This window comes from Thioclava sp. FR2 (assembly GCF_051200875.1).
Taxonomy (GTDB): domain Bacteria; phylum Pseudomonadota; class Alphaproteobacteria; order Rhodobacterales; family Rhodobacteraceae; genus Pseudotabrizicola.
The window spans coordinates 1,267,287-1,282,981 of record NZ_CP195191.1; the positions used below are offsets into that span (position 1 = coordinate 1,267,287).

The window sequence follows — 15,695 nt, forward strand, 5'->3', positions numbered from 1 at the left end:
TGGAAATCAAAGAAGGAAATCTGGACTTATCGCGGCGCCTTGGTTCCCAAAAACCACCGGAATAAAGCGCCAAAAAACCAAAGCCGTGAAAGAAAGATGCCGAAAAAAGAAATCCCCCGCCCGAAGGCAGGGGATTCATTCATAAGTATCCGTGACTTAGCCGAAAACTTTGGTCAGCGCACGGTCAATGGCATCGGTGATTTCGTCGATGTCGTCAGCCGTCGCAATCAGAGCCGGGCTCAGGCACAAGGTATTGTTAAGACCCGGCACCGACCGGTTGGTCGCCCCGATGATCACACCTTGCGCCATACAGTCGGCGACAACCGCCTGCACCTTCTTTTCGTCCATCGGCTCTTTGGTTGCCCGGTCGGCCACCAGTTCGGCACCAAGGAACAGACCCTTGCCCCGCACCTCGCCAATGACCTTATGCTTTTCCATCAACGCCTGAAGGTTCGACAGGCAGCGGTCCCCCATCTTCAACGTGTTGTCGAGAAGACCCTCATCCTCGATGATCCGCATGTTTTCCAGCGCCGCTGCCGGGCCGCTGGTGCAGCCGCCAAAGGTGGAAATGTCGCGGAAATAGCTCATCGGATCATTCGGATCATCCTTGAACTTCTCGAACACTGCTTCGGTCGTCACGGTGCAGGAAATCGCCGCATAGCCCGAGGCAACACCCTTGGCCATCGTCACGAAATCCGGTTTGATTCCATAGTGTTGGTAGCCAAACCACAAGCCAGTGCGACCCACACCGCACACAACCTCGTCGATGTGCAGCAGAATGTCGTACTTGCGGCAAATCTCTTGAACGCGCTCCCAATAGCCCTTGGGCGGGACGATCACACCGCCACCAGCGGTGATCGGCTCCAGCACAAGGCAGCCGACCGTATCCGGGCCTTCGCGCAGGATGACCTCTTCGATCGCATCAGCAGCACGCTCGCCGTAATTCTCGACATCCCACTGTTTGCGGTATTCAAGGCAATGCGGAACCATGACAAAGCCGTCAGGATAGGGGCCATATTGCATCGCCCGCTGCGCCTGACCGCTGGTTGCCAGCGTGCCGATGGTGGTGCCATGGTAATCCCGCTCGCGGTAAAGGATTTTCCCTTTTTTGCCGCCATGGTGACGGTGCGAAATCTGGCGCACCATCTTGTAAACCTTCTCATTCGCCTCGGACCCCGAGTTCGAATAATAGACGCGTGTCATGCCCGGCATTTTCGAAATCAGGCGCTGGGCAAACAAAGCCCCCGGCACCGACCCGGCGGCCCCGGCGAAGTAGTTCATCTTGATCAGCTGGTCGCGCACTGCGTTAGCAATGCTTTCACGACCGTAGCCTACGTTCACTGTCCAGACCCCGCCGGAAACAGCGTCAAGATGTTCCTTCCCTTTTGCGTCCCAGACACGCATCCCCTTGCCCTCGACGATCACGCGGGGATCAACGGTTTCATAGGGTTTATGCTGGCTCAGGTGATGCCAAACATGAACGCGGTCTGCCTCGACCACTTCGGAAATATCATTGGCGGAAGCGTAGCCTTCCATAGGGTGGTCCTTTCAAGACTGAAGACGGCCAAAGGGGTTCCGAAACCTTCGGTCAGGCCTCTGGCGGTATGTTCGCAGCATCTGCCTTTGAAGCGGGCAATCGTAGGGCCAGACATATTACTCCCATAAGGCCAGTTGCGGAATCGTTTGGATCAACAGATTTCCGAGTCAAAGATCAGACTGTCTGGAATGCACGCCCCCGGAACAAGGCTTTCCGATTTGCTGAACGCCGGGGTTGTTGCTGGACAGAAAGCCAAATCGCCCAGTCAATAAGGGCATAAGAAAATACAGAACCCCAACACGGAGAAAACAGACATGATCCTTCGCAAAACCCTGATGAGCGCCGTTGCGGGTACAGCCCTGCTGGCCGGCTCGGGTGCGGCATTTGCCCTTGATGAATTGACCGTCGGCTACTTCCTTGAATGGCCGATGCCCTTTGAATATGCCAAGGTGAACGGCACCTATGACGCCGCATTGGGCGTCAAGGTGAACTGGGTATCCTTCGACACCGGCACCGCAATGTCGGCGGCCATGGCCGCAGGCGACGTGCATATTTCCGTCAGCCAAGGCGTCCCGCCCTTCGTGGTCGCGACCTCTGCAGGCCAAGACCTGCAAATCATCGACGTCGCCGTGTCTTATTCGGACAACGACAACTGCGTCGTCCAGAACGCGCTTGAAATTACCAAGGACAATGCCGCAGAACTGGCTGGCAAAAAGGTTGCCGTGCCGCTGGGCACCGCTGCGCATTACGGCTTCCTCAAGCAGATGAACCATTTCGGCGTCGACCTTGCCAGCCTTGAAATCGTCGACATGGCCCCGCCGGATGGCTCGGCCGCTTTCGCTCAAGGCTCGGTTGATATGTTCTGCGGCTGGGGCGGTTCACTGCGCCGCGCCAAGGAATCGGGCAACGTCCTGCTGACCGGCGCGGAAAAGGAAGAACTCGGCATCCTCGTCTTTGACGTGACCTCGGCCCCTGCTTCCTTCGTGGCGGAAAACGCCGACCTTGTGGCCAAGTTCCTGAAAGTCACTGCCGACGCCAATGCGATGTGGGCAGATGACTCGAAGAAGGCCGAGATGATCCCGGTGATCGCAAAAGACGCCGGCATGGATGAAACCGCGACAGCCGAAACCATGGCAACCTTCGTCTTCCCGTCTGTGGATGACCAGCTTTCGGCCAAGTGGCTGGGCGGTGGGGCGCAAGAGTTCATGAAGGGCGTCGCGGATGTCTTCGTTGGCGCAGGCTCGATTCCGGCCGCACTTGGTGACTACTCGGCGCAGGTGAATGTCGGCCCGCTGACGGCCGCCAAGGGGATGTAATCCTTTCTGCCTTCGCTTGGGCGGCCCCGCCTTGGGCCGCCCTTTCAATCTGGGCCGACTAACCCGGGATCAGCATGTCCAACTTGATCATCGACAATATCTCGATGCGCTTTGACCTGCCCAATGGCAGCGCAGTGCAGGCGCTCAAGAACGTCTCGCTTGAACTGAAAGAAGGCGAATTGCTTTCCGTTCTTGGCCCATCGGGCTGTGGCAAGACGACCCTTCTCAACATCCTTGCGGGCTTTTTGGCCCCGACCGAAGGCCAGATCGTCCTTGGCGGAAAACGTGTTTCGGGGCCCGGTCCCGAACGCGGAATGGTCTTTCAGCAAGGCGCGCTGTTCGAATGGATGAGCGTGAAAAAGAATATTGATTTCGGCCCCCGCATGAAGGGCATGCCGGAAAAGGAACGCGACGCAATCACGACGCATCTCTTGCAGACCGTTGGCCTGAAGGACTTTGGCGACAAGGCCGTTTATGAGCTTTCAGGCGGAATGCAGCAGCGCGTGGCCCTTGCCCGCTGTCTTGCCAATGATCCGGACGTGATCCTGATGGATGAACCGCTGGGCGCACTGGACGCGCTGACGCGCGAAAAGATGCAAGGCCTCGTGCTGAAACTCTGGAAGGAAACCGGCAAGACCGTGATCCTGATCACCCATTCGGTGGAAGAGGCGCTTTTGCTGGGCGAACGCCTTCTGGTCATGGCCCCGCGACCGGGCCGCATATTCAAGGAATACCGCCTTCCTTTTGCCGAACGCGGGGTTGGCCAGGATTTGCGGGCCGTCAAGAAATCGGAAGGTTTCGCAGAAACACGCGAAGAGATCCTGTCGATGATCTGGGGCATGGAAGAGGAAATCATGGGCAGATCGGAGACGTCGGAATGATGGTCCTTGTCTTCTATGTGACGATCTTTGTCGTCTCCATGCTGGTCTGGGGGCGGATCAAATCGCACCGTCAGCGCCACGATTTCGCCTCTCTGAAAACCGTGACCTTTGGTGATGAAAGCGCGATCGTGCCAGACCGCGTGGCCTCGATCATCTCGATCCTTGCGATCTTTCTGATTTGGGGGGCTTTTACCGGGTCAAGACTCGTGCCTTTGCATGTGCCCGGCCCCTTTGTCGGCGAGACCGGCTTTAGCTACACCGCCCGCGATTCCAGCGGTGCCGAAGGGACGGCAGAAGTGCGCGTGCTGGTCTATGAAGGCAGCACCAAGCCCAAGCCCCCGGAAATGCCCGTAGGCGAGGGTTTGGCAAAGAATGACTCTGATGTCGTGGCGGCTTGGCGCTCTGTCTTGCTGAAACCGGTCGCCAATGATGGTGAAGGCGCACAGATCGTGGCCGTCGATGGCAAACCTATCACGGCTGATGTGCCACTGTCGGTTGCGAATGGGGAAGTCACCTTGACCTCGAAAGGGTCGCTGAACTTTGAACCCTATGCCGGCTGGCAGATGGAGCCGATCTGGCTGCCCTCACCCGAGGCCGTGGTGTCACGCCTGATCGAAATCGCCAACCAAGGTTATCAGAACACCTCGCTTTGGGGCCATTTGGCCGCGTCGCTTGGGCGGGTTCTGGCAGGCTTTTTCCTTGGCTCTCTGGTGGGCATTCCGCTGGGCTATGCGATGGGCCTGTCCAGTTGGTTCCGTGGCTGGTTTGACCCGATCGTGGAATTCATGCGCCCGGTGCCACCCTTGGCCCTGATCCCGCTGGTGATCATCTGGTTCGGCATCTGGGAGACTGGCAAGATCGTTCTGCTGTTCCTTGCCGCACTCTGGATCATGGTGATTGCCGCACGGTCGGGTGTTTCAGGGGTCAAGCTTTCCAAGATCCATGCCGCCTATTCTCTGGGCGCCAGCAAGGCGCAGATCATGCGCCATGTCATCATCCCGAATTCGCTGCCCGACATTTTTACAGGCGCGCGGGTGGCGATGGGGGTCTGCTGGGGAACGGTTGTGGCCGCCGAACTGGTCGCCGCGCAAAAGGGCGCAGGCATGATGATCATCGCGGCGTCAAAATTCCAGCTGACCGATATCGTTGTGATGGGGATCATCCTGATCGGCATCATCGGCTATGGCATCGACATCCTGATGCGGATGGCAGAGAAGAAACTGGTGCCATGGAAAGGCCGCGGCTGACCGCAGCAAGGGAGAGGGGGCGCTGCCCCCTCACGTCTTTTGGCTGCGCCAAAAGTCTCTCCCCCGGGATATTTGGACCAAGATAAAGGGGTGGCTTGGTTTAACGACCGGTAAGCCAGTTTCCAAGCCGCGCCAGCGGAGATGGCGGGCCGCCCCAAGCCTCGTGCCGGTCGGCGAGTCCGTAAAGCGCATACATGCCCCGAACACCAAGCCAGCGCAGCGGTTCGCGTTCCCACAGGCGAAGGGGGCGGTTCACCCAAGGAAGGGCTGTGAGCTCTGTCTGACGGTTTAGGGCAAGGTCGCAAAGCGTGCGCCCTGCGAGGTTGGAGGTCGAAACCCCAACGCCAACATATCCGCCGGCATGGCCGATCCGGGTTTCCGGATCAAAGCCCACGGTTGCGCACCAGTCGCGTGGGACGCCAAGCACCCCGCACCAAGCATGATCGACAGCAACGCGGTCTGCCGCCGGAAAATGGCGCCGCAAGATCGCGGTCAGGCGCCGGATCGTTTCACCATCTGGTGCGCCATTTGCGTCAATCGCCGAGCCAAAACGATAAGGAATGCCGCGCGCACCCACAGCGATGCGGCCCTCGCGTGTACGTTGGCAGTAACAGTAGGTATTGGCGAAATCGCCCAGAATTTCCCGCCCTTCCCAACCGATTTCCTGCCAAATGTCCTCCGGCAAGGGCTCTGTCACAATCTGGGCCGAATTCAGCGGCAGCCAGTCCCGGCGGTGCCCCGACAGACCAGCAGTGAAGCCTTCAGTGCAGCGCAGGATGGTTTGCGCCCGTATCACACCGCGGTCGGTGCTGACACGACCCGGCGCAAGCCCTGTGACCGAAGTTCCCTCGACGATGCGAACGCCCTGCCCTTCAACCAGCCGCGCCAAGCCAGAAACCAGTTTTGCGGGCTGGATCCGGGCCACACCTTCAACAACCATGGCGGCACGGGCCTGTGGAATTCGGATCCGGCCTGCGAGTTCGTCGGCCTCTATCACCCGCATCCGCGCCGCCTCACCCCAGCCAGCCCGATGAGCGGTTTCCGCACGCATGCGCGCCTCTTGTGCCGGGTTCGTGGCCACCATCAACTCATCGGTGCGATGAATGTCGGCCTCAATTCCCGCCGCCTCGGCAACCCGGATCACCTCATCCACGGTCCCCATCATCGCGGCAACCATGTCGCGGACGGGCTTTTCCCCTTGCCCCGCATAGCGTTGATGGGACCACGCAAAACCACCCGTCAACCAGCCACCATTTCGTCCCGAGGCCCCGAAGCCCGCAAACTCCCGTTCGACAACAATGACGGACAAATCCGGTTGCGCAGATTTCAGATAATGCGCCGCCCAAAGGCCCGTATAGCCCGCGCCAATGATACAAACATCGACGTTGACGTCTCCGTCCAAGCCGGGCCTTCTGTCGGGAAGCCCAATATCGCGCCACCAGAAAGACGTCTTGCCGATTTCCATGACCCACCTGCCTTCACAGGCACTTTAGGGCCTATTGTGCCCCAATCCAGCGAAATCGGCGTTTTCCGCGACGTCGGCACTATCCGAAGGGATGGGTCCATAAGAGGCACCAATCCGAAAGATTAGGTTCGGGCCATACCTAATTCATCAAGATACATCTGAATTAAATAGCTCCATACCTTAAAATATAAAAATCGACGAATAGTTATCCAAATGGTGGTAAAATAACGCTCCTTTCGACGCGTTTAATTTTTGACTTCAGAATCAGCCAGAACAAGAAAGTCGTCAACTTTTCGAAGTATTACTTCCCGAACTCGCAGGAACGGAGAAAAGTCGCGCCATTTCAGGAAAATGAGCATGAGGACGACGGGATAAAGCGCGGCGAGATTGGATTATCCCGTACATACTTTGGTTAACAACCAATACTATCAGCCACATTGGCTTGCTTTAAAATCATTTCTTTTCAATGACTTAGCGAACATACATGCCGACGGATGGGGGATGCCAATCCGAATTGCCGGCATCCAATTTGCCTAAAGATCTCCGAAACCAAGGGTCGGGGGATCTGATATGCTCATTCATGTTAATACCGGAAACGATGCAAGAACTACAGGCGCTGAAGCGGTGGACGCTGCTGATCTTGGCGTACGCTATACCAGCTTCCGTTCGCTGGATCGTTTCGACGAGCAGGTAGGCGACATTAATTTTGGCATGGTGTCCTGGCCGGGCGGATATCTTGCCGAGGCAGCGACCGAACGCTTTGGGCTGCAATATGACGGTCTTTATAACCCCAGCTTTTCCCAGCCCGGACTGGGTGAAATGATCAGCTTTGCGAATTCGCATGACGCTGGCATCAACATCACCCTTCCGACGCTTCGTTATGCAGGCAATGAAGACCTGATGCGCGCAGACGTCCGCGGCTTCATGACCGATCTTCTGTCGGGCCACTATGGCGCTCTTCCAAGCCAAGTCATCCTCAGCATCGGCTCTGAATACTACCATCATTTTTCGGCCGTTTACGGCTCTGATGACGCTGCCGAATACGGCAATGTGGCTTCGGCGATGGTCAACGAAATCAATGCCTGCCTGAACGACCCGGCAATCAACCGTTCCGGCGTGCAGATTGATGTCTCGGTTCAGGCTGGCCGCTCGCTGGAAGACGACGAAGAGATCCGTGACGCGTTTTCGGCCGAAGATCTAGCCAGTGTCGATCTGGTCACCCATCACCGCTATCCGGGTTTTGCCGAAGGCGTGGACTTTACGCTGAACCAGTTCCAGCCAACCTATGAAGCATGGGTTGAAGACGTAACCGTTGCTGGCGGCGATCGCCCGGAACTCAACCTGGGCGAATGGGGCGTGGCCACTGTGACCCGCGAAGAGGCCCTGACCAAGTACATCCGTGACATGCGCGCAGACGGCATCACGGTGCGTCGCGGCGATGTCGATCTGGAAGGCCGCACCGACGACGAGTTTGAACAGTATTGGCAGGATCTTCTGGAAACCCGCGATTACGGTATCGAACAACCCCGTCTTTATCTGGAAGTCTTCTCGGAATATCAGGCCGAAGGCATGGGCTCCGCCTCGCTCTTGTCGTGGGACATGGTTCATGCAGGCCGCGACAGCTATGTTGACGTCGACGGCAATGCGGTTCAGTTCGTTGGCGCCGACATGGTCGACATGATCTATGAAAGCGTCGAAGGCCTGACGGTCATGGATATTTCGACCCAGAACTCGCGCAATTCCGACCTGTGGACCTATGGTTTTGAAAACGACGACCGTCTGGTCATGTTCCTCGCTGCCGATGATGACGCAACGGTTGGCGAAGTCACGCTGGACATCGAAGGTCTTGGCGATGGCTATGCCGCTGTCTGGGTGGAAAGCCTGACCTCCGAGGTTCCGGCCGATTGGATGGAGCGCTTTGACATCATCGACAACCCGAATGTCGATGAAAGCGCAGAAGCCAACACCTATGCAATTGGTGTTCGCAGCGATCTTGATTTCACCGTAAATGGCGATGCCATCACCTTTTCTATCGATCACCCCGGTGAGGTTGTGCGCATCGTCGTGGCTCGCACCCCCGAAGAGGCCGAAGCGATTGCAGAATGGGCGGGCGAACCCGACATGATCTATTCGGACGAAGTCGCGCAGCCGGAGGCCGCAGAGGTTTCGACGCCGGTGACGGTTTCAGCCCCCGCGATTGACACTGCAGACGCCACCGAGATCGAAGCCGACAATTCGGATCTCTTTTCTCTGGGCACCAGCTGGCGCAACAGCATTCGCCCTGCTTCAGGAAACGAAAACCAACCCACTCTCCCGGAAACAGCGTCGTCCCCTGCGATGCCTTCTTCGTCGAACCCATTCAACTTCATCCGTTTTTCGGGCCGCGGCGGGGCGGAGCGTCCCAGCACTTCGGCTGATGAAACCACCCCGGCTTCCGACGATTATGTCTCGGACTCGCATCGCTGGAGCAGCATCTTCGGCGCAAAATCCTCTGGCTCGCGTCAAGAAAACCCCGAAGAAGCGGCAACCAAAGTGTCGATCGCAGACAAGCAAGAATTTGACATCGAAAGCCTGATGAACCGCGTTGACGCGAACGAAGACACAGCGGATCACGAAGATTACGACGGCGAAGACGAAGATCACGGCACCTCTGGCAAGATGCCGGAAGGCTTTGGTCACTTCGCTGACGCCATCGCTGCGTCTGGCACAGTGGGTCTGATCGCCGCATTGGCCAGCCACATGTTCTGATCCAAAAGACCGATGGCAGCAGTTGGGAACAATGTGTTGCCGTTTGTTGGCTTGATCGAAACGGCTCAGTGAGGCAGGTTTTACCGATCCCCCGCTCGGTGGACAATTTTGCATCGCCGACCGTTACAGGACAGGCTCGTTACAGGTTCAGCCCAATGATCGCCAAACTCCGGGGTGACGGATTGGTTGCGCGCGTCATGCGCAGTTCCGCGTGGACTGTGCTGGGCTATGGTGGCAGTCAGGCCATGCGCCTACTGTCGAACCTGATCCTAACCCGGCTTTTGTATCCCGAAGCCTTTGGCATCATGACCTTGGTTTCGGTGATCATCGTTGGTTTGACCATGTTTTCGGACATGGGTGTCAGCCCATCCATCATGCAGCACAAACGCGGCGATGAGCCCGCGTTTCTGAACACGGCCTGGACCATTCAGGTCATCCGCGGCGTTGTTCTTTGGGTCTTTACCTTTGCAATTGCCTATCCCGTGGCCAGTTTCTATGGCGAACCGATTTTGGCCATGCTGTTGCCGGTTGCTGGTTTTTCGCTGTTGATCCACGGGTTTGAACCCACGCGGGTAGAGACGGCGGCGCGGCATCTGCGTGTGGGCCGTGTCACCTACCTCGATCTGATCGCACAGGCGATTGGCATTGTGGCCATGGTGATCATGGCATGGCTTCTTCAATCTGTTTGGGCCTTGGCCCTTGGCTGGATCATATCAGCCGCTGCCAGATTGATCTTGATGTCGGTCGGCCTTCCGGGGGAACGCAACAGTTTTCAATGGGAAAGAGAAGCGGGCCGCGATCTTATTCATTTTGGCTTCTGGCTGTTTCTTTCCACGGCCTGCGGATTCCTTGTTGCACAAGGCGACAAGGCGATCTTGGGAAAGTACCTTAGCCTCCAGCACCTTGGGCTTTACAATATCGGCTTCTTCCTTGCGTCCTTCCCCTTGCTTCTGGGGCAAAATGTTGCCGGCAAGATCTTGATCCCGCTTTATCGAGAGCGCCCTCCTTCGGCATCTTTCGAAAACTTCAAGGCGATCCGCAAACTGCGCTTTCTTCTGACAGGCGCGGTTCTTTCCTTATTGGCCATCACTGCTTTTGCCGGGGAATGGCTAGTCGATCTGATGTATGATGAACGCTATTCTGACGCCGGGGCTATTCTTGTCCTGATCTCGATTAGTCAAATCCCCCAAGTGATCGGCATGACCTATGATCAGTCGGCACTCGCTGCGGGCGACAGTCGCAACTATTTTCTGGTGACCCTTGCACGTGCCACCCTGCTCATGACCTTCATGATCATCGGTGCAAACCATTACAGCCTGATCGGGGCGATGGCTGGGCAGGCTTTGGCCTCGATTGCCGTCTACCCGGCGCTGATTTGGCTGGCCCGCCGCCACAAGGCGTGGGACTGGGTGCATGACGCGACATATGCCGCGCTTGGTGTCACGATTGCCATTGCAACCCTTTACGTCGACCAGACCGCCATTCGCGCCCTGATCGCCCTTTTCGGAGGCGAAGGCGCATGACGAAGGGTCCGATGAACACACCCCTTCCCTTTTTGGGAACGCCTCAGATCGGGACGCGGCAGGAATGCCTGCTGACGCCCGTTCAACTGGGGATGATCTATGAAAGCACGCTCGCCCATCTGCCTTGGGTGAACCTTGAACAAGTTGTTGTCGAGATGGACAACGAACTGCTTTCACCCACCGATTTAGAGTCCGCATGGGCCGCAGTTGCCAAGCTGCACGAAGCGCTACGGCTGTCGATCCTGTGGCGCAAACGCGATGCGCCCGTTCAAGTTCTGAACAACAGCATCGACATTGACCTGTCTTACGACGACTGGTCGCACATGTCTGCGCGCAAGCAATCGGTAACGCTTGATCAATGGCTCGCCTCCGACCGCGAACAAGGCGTCGACCTCGAAGCCTCTCCCCCTTGGCGCGTCAAGCTGATCAAACGGGGCGAAAAAAGCTGCGTTATGGTCTGGACGATTCACCATGCTTTTATTGACGGGCGCAGCATGGCCATCGTGCTGGAAGATCTGTTCGATATTCTGGAAGGACGGCCAGCCAAATCGGAACTGGCCCCGTCAAATGGCTTTTCGGTTTTCTGCCATACGATCAATGACCGGGAAACGACCGAGGCCGAAACCTACTTTCGATCCATCCTGACAGGTTTCGACCAACCGAATTCTATCAGCGCCGCGGCAGCCCCCCCCGACGGTCGCGCGCCGCTTCGCAAAAATCAGACTGCGCGCAAACTTGACGCGACACTTTCTGATGCGCTTCGCGAACAGGCCGACACCGCGGGCGCCTCTCTGGCAGATCTGCTGCATGCCGCCTGGGGTCTGGTGGTGGCACGTTGGACAGGGCGCGATGAAAGTGTGATCGGCGTCACCCGCTCGGGCCGCTATATTGCGCCCAATTGCACGCGGACTGTCGGCTGCCTGATCAACACGCTGCCCCTCCGCATCCAGTTAGAGGCAGACAAGCTTGCCATCGAACTGCTTTCCGAAATGCGCCGGGCAAGTCTGGCCATCCGGCCGCACGAACATGCGTCGCTGACCGATATCCGGCGATGGGCGGGCCTGCCCGGTTCCGTGCCTCTGTTCGAAACCATGGTGATGTTTGAACGCGCAAGCCTGAGCGAATTCATGCGTCAGCTTGGGCCAGCTTGGCAACACCGTCAGGTCCAACTTCACGAAGAAGGCGCCCTGCCGATCACGCTGGCGATTTACGGCGACCCCCAGATCCAGCTGGTTCTGGAACACGATCCCGGCGGCGTTCCAGTTGCGTGCGCCGAGGCTATGCTTACCCATTTGGTCGAACTCTTGGCCAGCTTCGCCAAAGCCCGATCCACCGCGCCTTTGCAGCAGTTGACGATGTTGCCACGCTCGGAAGAAGCCTCTCTGCTCTCTCTCGGCCGCCCGAACCGCCGCCTTCCCAAGCAGGCAAAGGCCATCTCTGATCTGCTCTCCGACTCGATCAGCCTTCACCACGACGCGCAGGCCCTTTCGATGATGGGAACGGACGAAATCCTGACCTACGGGCAACTCGGCGAGCGCGTCAGAAACTTGGCCGCGGCTCTTGTGTCCCAAGGCGCGGGGCCGGGCAAGATTGTGGCGATCTGTCTGGAACGCTCCCCCCAATTCATTGTGGCTTTGCTTGCCGTGATCAAGTCGGGGGCGGCTTTCCTGCCCATAGACCCAAGCTACCCGCGCGATGTCATCAACCACGCACTCACCGACAGCGCCGCCGTACTGGTAATTGCAGAGCCGCAAATGCAGCTCTCCGACACGCTTCGGGTCGTGCCTCCGACGGCCTCTGCGCCCTTCGACGACCAGACCTTCCCGGTTCGGATTTATGATCCTGAACAACTGGCCTATGTCATCTATACCTCCGGCTCGACCGGCGTGCCAAAGGGCGTCAGGGTGCCAATGCGGGCGCTGGTTTCACATGCCGCAGCGATCGGGGCCGAGTTTGACCTGCACCCCTCTGACCGCGTTCTGCAATTCGCCAGCCTGTCCTTTGACGTCTCAATCGAGGAAATCATCCCGACACTGCTGGCGGGCGCAAAGCTCATCCTGCGAGACAAGGGCATGGCGGATTCCGTCGCCGGGTTTCTGGAGTCGGTCGCCCGGAAAGACCTCACGGTCCTGAATCTTCCAACCGCTTTCTGGCATGTTGTCGTTGACGAAATGGCCCGCACCGGTCTGCGTCTGCCGCCATCGGTACGGCTGGTCATCGTCGGTGGCGAACAGATCAGCCCGCGCGCCCTTGCTGATTGGCAAAAATTCGCCCCCGACGTCAGATGGTTGAACGGGTATGGGCCAACCGAAACGGCCATCACCTGCACCCTCCACGAGCCCGGCAAGGTCCATCCGGGAAGCGATATCCCCATCGGCCGCCCGACAGCCCATGCTTGCGCCTATGTGCTTGCCGCAGACGGCACGCTTGCCCCCAAAGGCACGGTGGGCGATCTGTGGATCGGCGGGCCCGCAGTGTCATCGGGCTACATCGGACGTGCCGAGGAAACCGCATCCGCCTTCAAGCCCGACATGTTTTCAGGGCACGGGCAAATGTACCGCACTGGTGACCGGGCGCGGTGGTTAGCAGATGACACATTGGCCTATCTTGGGCGTCAGGACAGGCAGGTCAAACTGCGTGGCTTCCGAATTGACCTGCGCCATGTCGAACAAGCCTTGGAACAGGAAGACTGCGTGGATCGCGCCTTGGCTATGGTGCTAGGGCGCGGCACGCCAGAGGCACGACTTGCAGCTTGGGTAAAACTGGCCGAAGGCAAAGCGGTTTCCTCGGCCAGCGAACTGCAAGGCTCTGTCGCCTCCCGCCTTCCACCGCATATGGTTCCGGCGATCGTCGTCCTGTCTGATTTCCCGCGCACGCCGGGCGGCAAGATCGACACCGCCGCCCTTCCCCAGCCGGCCCCAGAGCCGCATATGAAACGCGCGACAGCCCCCCAGCCAGCAGATGCAACGACACAGCTTGTGGCTGACCTTATGGCAGCAAGCCTTGGGTTGGACAGCATTGACCCGGATGACCGCTTTCACGATCTGGGCGGCCATTCGCTGACCGCAGTGCGCTTGATCGGGCAGATCGAAAACAAACTTGGCCACCGGCTTAGCGTGGGTGATCTTCACCGCAACCCAACCCCACGCACCCTTGCCGCCACGATCAGCGCCGCCCAAACGGGGCCGCGCTACATCATCCCAATTCAGCCAAAGGGCAGCCGACCACCGCTGTTCGGGGTCCATGTTCTTGGTCGTAACGAAGAACATTTCCGGCCTCTCGCCGCAGAACTTGGACCAGATCAACCGGTCTATGGCCTCAGCGTCGGCCCACCGACGCAGGACACCCCTGTCGGAGTCGAAGCAACGGCGAAATGCTATTTCGACGACATCCAACGCCATTTCCCTACCGGCCCGATCAACCTCGCGGCCGTGTCCTTGGCCAGCTATTTTGCCTTTGAACTGGCACAACAGTTGCGGGCGGCGGGTCGCAAAGTCACCATGATCGCGCTTTTCGACGCCGAAGGCCCCGGCGGACGGTCCCGTCTGCATGGTGTTGCCCGCGTCAATCGGCACCTCGCTCATCTGCGCCAAGAAGGAGTGGGCTATCTGCTTCGGCTCGGGGCTCATAAACTGTCAGATTGGCGCCATAAGCTGGAAGAGCGCAATCTGTCGGAAAGTCAGCTTGCGACGGTCGCCGAGGACGCGCCCGATGCAGTTGCAATCGGTGCTTTTATCGCGGCAAACGTCCATGCCGTGGAACAATATGACGTGCAATCCATCGACGTGCCGCTGACCATCTTCCGGGCCGAGGAGAACCGCTTCGACAGCCCTGAAATCGCCTTGGACGGTTTGGGATGGGCACCGGTCGCCGAGGCCGGGTTTGAGGTGATCGACAATCCCGGCGGTCACCTGACGATGCTGCAGCACCCCTATGTCGTTCCTTTGGCGCGGCGCTTGGCCCGCAGCATGGCGCGGGATCGCTAATCGGCGATCCGATCCGCAATCACGGCCACGCAATCGCCGGGCTTGACCAGACCGGGAAAATGACGCGCCGAAAAAAGCCCCCCACGACGCGCCTTTAACGCAATCGGGGGAACGCCGGTTCGGCCAGTGGGATAGATTAGCGCGATGGTCTGACCCAGCGCGACATCGTCGCCCAAGTCGGCACAAAACCGGATAAGCCCCGCATCCTCGGCAAAGGTAAAGCAGGTGCCATCGGGCATATCCAGCCACTCGGTCGGCCGTGCCTCTGGCTCTCCCTTCAGAATCCCGGCTGCAATCAGCAGGTTGCGACAGCCCCGCCGCGCAATTTCGGCGGTGCGGGCGCTTGCCGTGCCACCCCCGCCCAATTCCGTGGTGACAAAGACCTTGCCCATCTCTTCGGCGGCGGTGTCGTACATTCCCACCGAATCAATCTCCAGCATCTTCACCGAATAGGGCGCGCCAAAGGCCCGAACCAGCCGAAAGGCCTCGGCCTCTTGTCGCTTGTCGGGCAAGATATGCGCCGCGCAAAACGGCAGGAAATCCAATGTCTTGCCGCCTGAATGAAAATCCAGCACCACATCGGCAATCGGCAACAGCACACGCTGAAAGTAATCCGCGATCTTTTCCGTCACTGTCCCATCCGGCCGGCCCGGAAAGCTGCGGTTCATATTGCCCTTGTCGATGGGTGACGTCCGCGTGCCTGCCGCAAAGGCGGGCTGGTTCATCGCCGGAATGATGATAACCCGCCCCGAAACCTCCTCGGCCCGCAAGGACTGCGCCAGATCGAACAGCGCAATCGGCCCTTCATATTCGTCACCATGATTGGCCCCGGTCAGCAGGGCCGTTGGCCCCGCCCCGTTCTTGACCACGGTCACAGGGATCATCACCGACCCCCACGCCGCATCATCCCGGCTATAGGGCAGTTTCAGAAAGCCGTGCTGCACGCCATCGGCGTCGAAATCGACGGTTGGAGCGATCGGAGAGGGTCGCAT

Annotated in this window: 9 protein-coding genes; 6 read left to right on the forward strand and 3 right to left on the reverse strand. The window is 58.6% G+C overall.

From position 1 onward, the window contains the following. Nucleotides 1-156: 156 nt before the first annotated feature. The gene (gene tpa, locus ACSBLW_RS06030) at nt 157-1,536 is read right to left on the reverse strand and encodes a hypotaurine--pyruvate aminotransferase Tpa (RefSeq protein ID WP_435259328.1); all 1,380 of its coding nucleotides are present in this window, start codon (nt 1,534-1,536) and stop codon (nt 157-159) included. Between the two features lie 315 nt (nt 1,537-1,851). On the opposite strand from tpa, the gene ACSBLW_RS06035 reads away from it, so the two are divergent. From ACSBLW_RS06035 to ACSBLW_RS06045, 3 genes are all read left to right on the forward strand, one after another. Further along, entirely contained in the window at nt 1,852-2,853 is a 1,002-nt protein-coding gene (locus tag ACSBLW_RS06035) for a taurine ABC transporter substrate-binding protein (protein WP_435259329.1), read from the forward strand. 74 nt (nt 2,854-2,927) lie between these two features. After that, nucleotides 2,928-3,734: a taurine ABC transporter ATP-binding protein gene (locus ACSBLW_RS06040; RefSeq protein WP_435259330.1), complete on the forward strand. Its 807-nt coding sequence runs from the start codon at nt 2,928-2,930 to the stop codon at nt 3,732-3,734. Then, entirely contained in the window at nt 3,731-4,981 is a 1,251-nt protein-coding gene (locus ACSBLW_RS06045) for an ABC transporter permease subunit (protein WP_435259331.1), read from the forward strand. The genes ACSBLW_RS06040 and ACSBLW_RS06045 overlap by 4 nt, the downstream gene beginning before the upstream one ends. A gap of 100 nt (nt 4,982-5,081) precedes the next feature. Here the strand turns inward: ACSBLW_RS06045 and ACSBLW_RS06050 are convergent, their stop codons facing one another. After that, a complete protein-coding gene (locus ACSBLW_RS06050) occupies nt 5,082-6,446 on the reverse strand; it encodes an NAD(P)/FAD-dependent oxidoreductase (protein ID WP_435259332.1) in 1,365 nt (454 codons plus the stop codon). 570 nt (nt 6,447-7,016) lie between these two features. On the opposite strand from ACSBLW_RS06050, the gene ACSBLW_RS06055 reads away from it, so the two are divergent. The 3 genes from ACSBLW_RS06055 to ACSBLW_RS06065 all read left to right on the forward strand — a co-directional run bounded on the left by ACSBLW_RS06055 (nt 7,017) and on the right by ACSBLW_RS06065 (nt 14,703). Continuing rightward, nucleotides 7,017-9,194, forward strand: a complete 2,178-nt coding sequence (locus ACSBLW_RS06055) for a hypothetical protein (RefSeq protein ID WP_435259333.1) — start codon at nt 7,017-7,019, stop codon at nt 9,192-9,194. 155 nt (nt 9,195-9,349) lie between these two features. After that, nucleotides 9,350-10,717 (forward strand): oligosaccharide flippase family protein, encoded by a 1,368-nt coding sequence (locus ACSBLW_RS06060; RefSeq protein WP_435259334.1) that lies wholly within the window; start codon nt 9,350-9,352, stop codon nt 10,715-10,717. Nucleotides 10,718-10,728: 11 nt separating this feature from the next. Beyond that, entirely contained in the window at nt 10,729-14,703 is a 3,975-nt protein-coding gene (locus tag ACSBLW_RS06065) for a non-ribosomal peptide synthetase (protein WP_435259335.1), read from the forward strand. Here ACSBLW_RS06065 and doeB read toward each other — a convergent pair. Then, the gene (doeB, locus tag ACSBLW_RS06070; protein WP_435259336.1) at nt 14,700-15,695 is read right to left on the reverse strand and encodes a N(2)-acetyl-L-2,4-diaminobutanoate deacetylase DoeB; all 996 of its coding nucleotides are present in this window, start codon (nt 15,693-15,695) and stop codon (nt 14,700-14,702) included. The genes ACSBLW_RS06065 and doeB overlap by 4 nt on opposite strands.

Coding starts and splice junctions, on each gene's coding strand:
- doeB (WP_435259336.1), bottom strand. CDS start 15,695: ATGCGACCCTCTCCGATCGCTCCAACCGTCGATTTCGACGCCGATGGC.
- ACSBLW_RS06055 (WP_435259333.1), top strand. CDS start 7,017: ATGCTCATTCATGTTAATACCGGAAACGATGCAAGAACTACAGGCGCT.
- ACSBLW_RS06050 (WP_435259332.1), bottom strand. CDS start 6,446: ATGGAAATCGGCAAGACGTCTTTCTGGTGGCGCGATATTGGGCTTCCC.
- ACSBLW_RS06040 (WP_435259330.1), top strand. CDS start 2,928: ATGTCCAACTTGATCATCGACAATATCTCGATGCGCTTTGACCTGCCC.
- tpa (WP_435259328.1), bottom strand. CDS start 1,536: ATGGAAGGCTACGCTTCCGCCAATGATATTTCCGAAGTGGTCGAGGCA.
- ACSBLW_RS06060 (WP_435259334.1), top strand. CDS start 9,350: ATGATCGCCAAACTCCGGGGTGACGGATTGGTTGCGCGCGTCATGCGC.
- ACSBLW_RS06045 (WP_435259331.1), top strand. CDS start 3,731: ATGATGGTCCTTGTCTTCTATGTGACGATCTTTGTCGTCTCCATGCTG.
- ACSBLW_RS06035 (WP_435259329.1), top strand. CDS start 1,852: ATGATCCTTCGCAAAACCCTGATGAGCGCCGTTGCGGGTACAGCCCTG.
- ACSBLW_RS06065 (WP_435259335.1), top strand. CDS start 10,729: ATGAACACACCCCTTCCCTTTTTGGGAACGCCTCAGATCGGGACGCGG.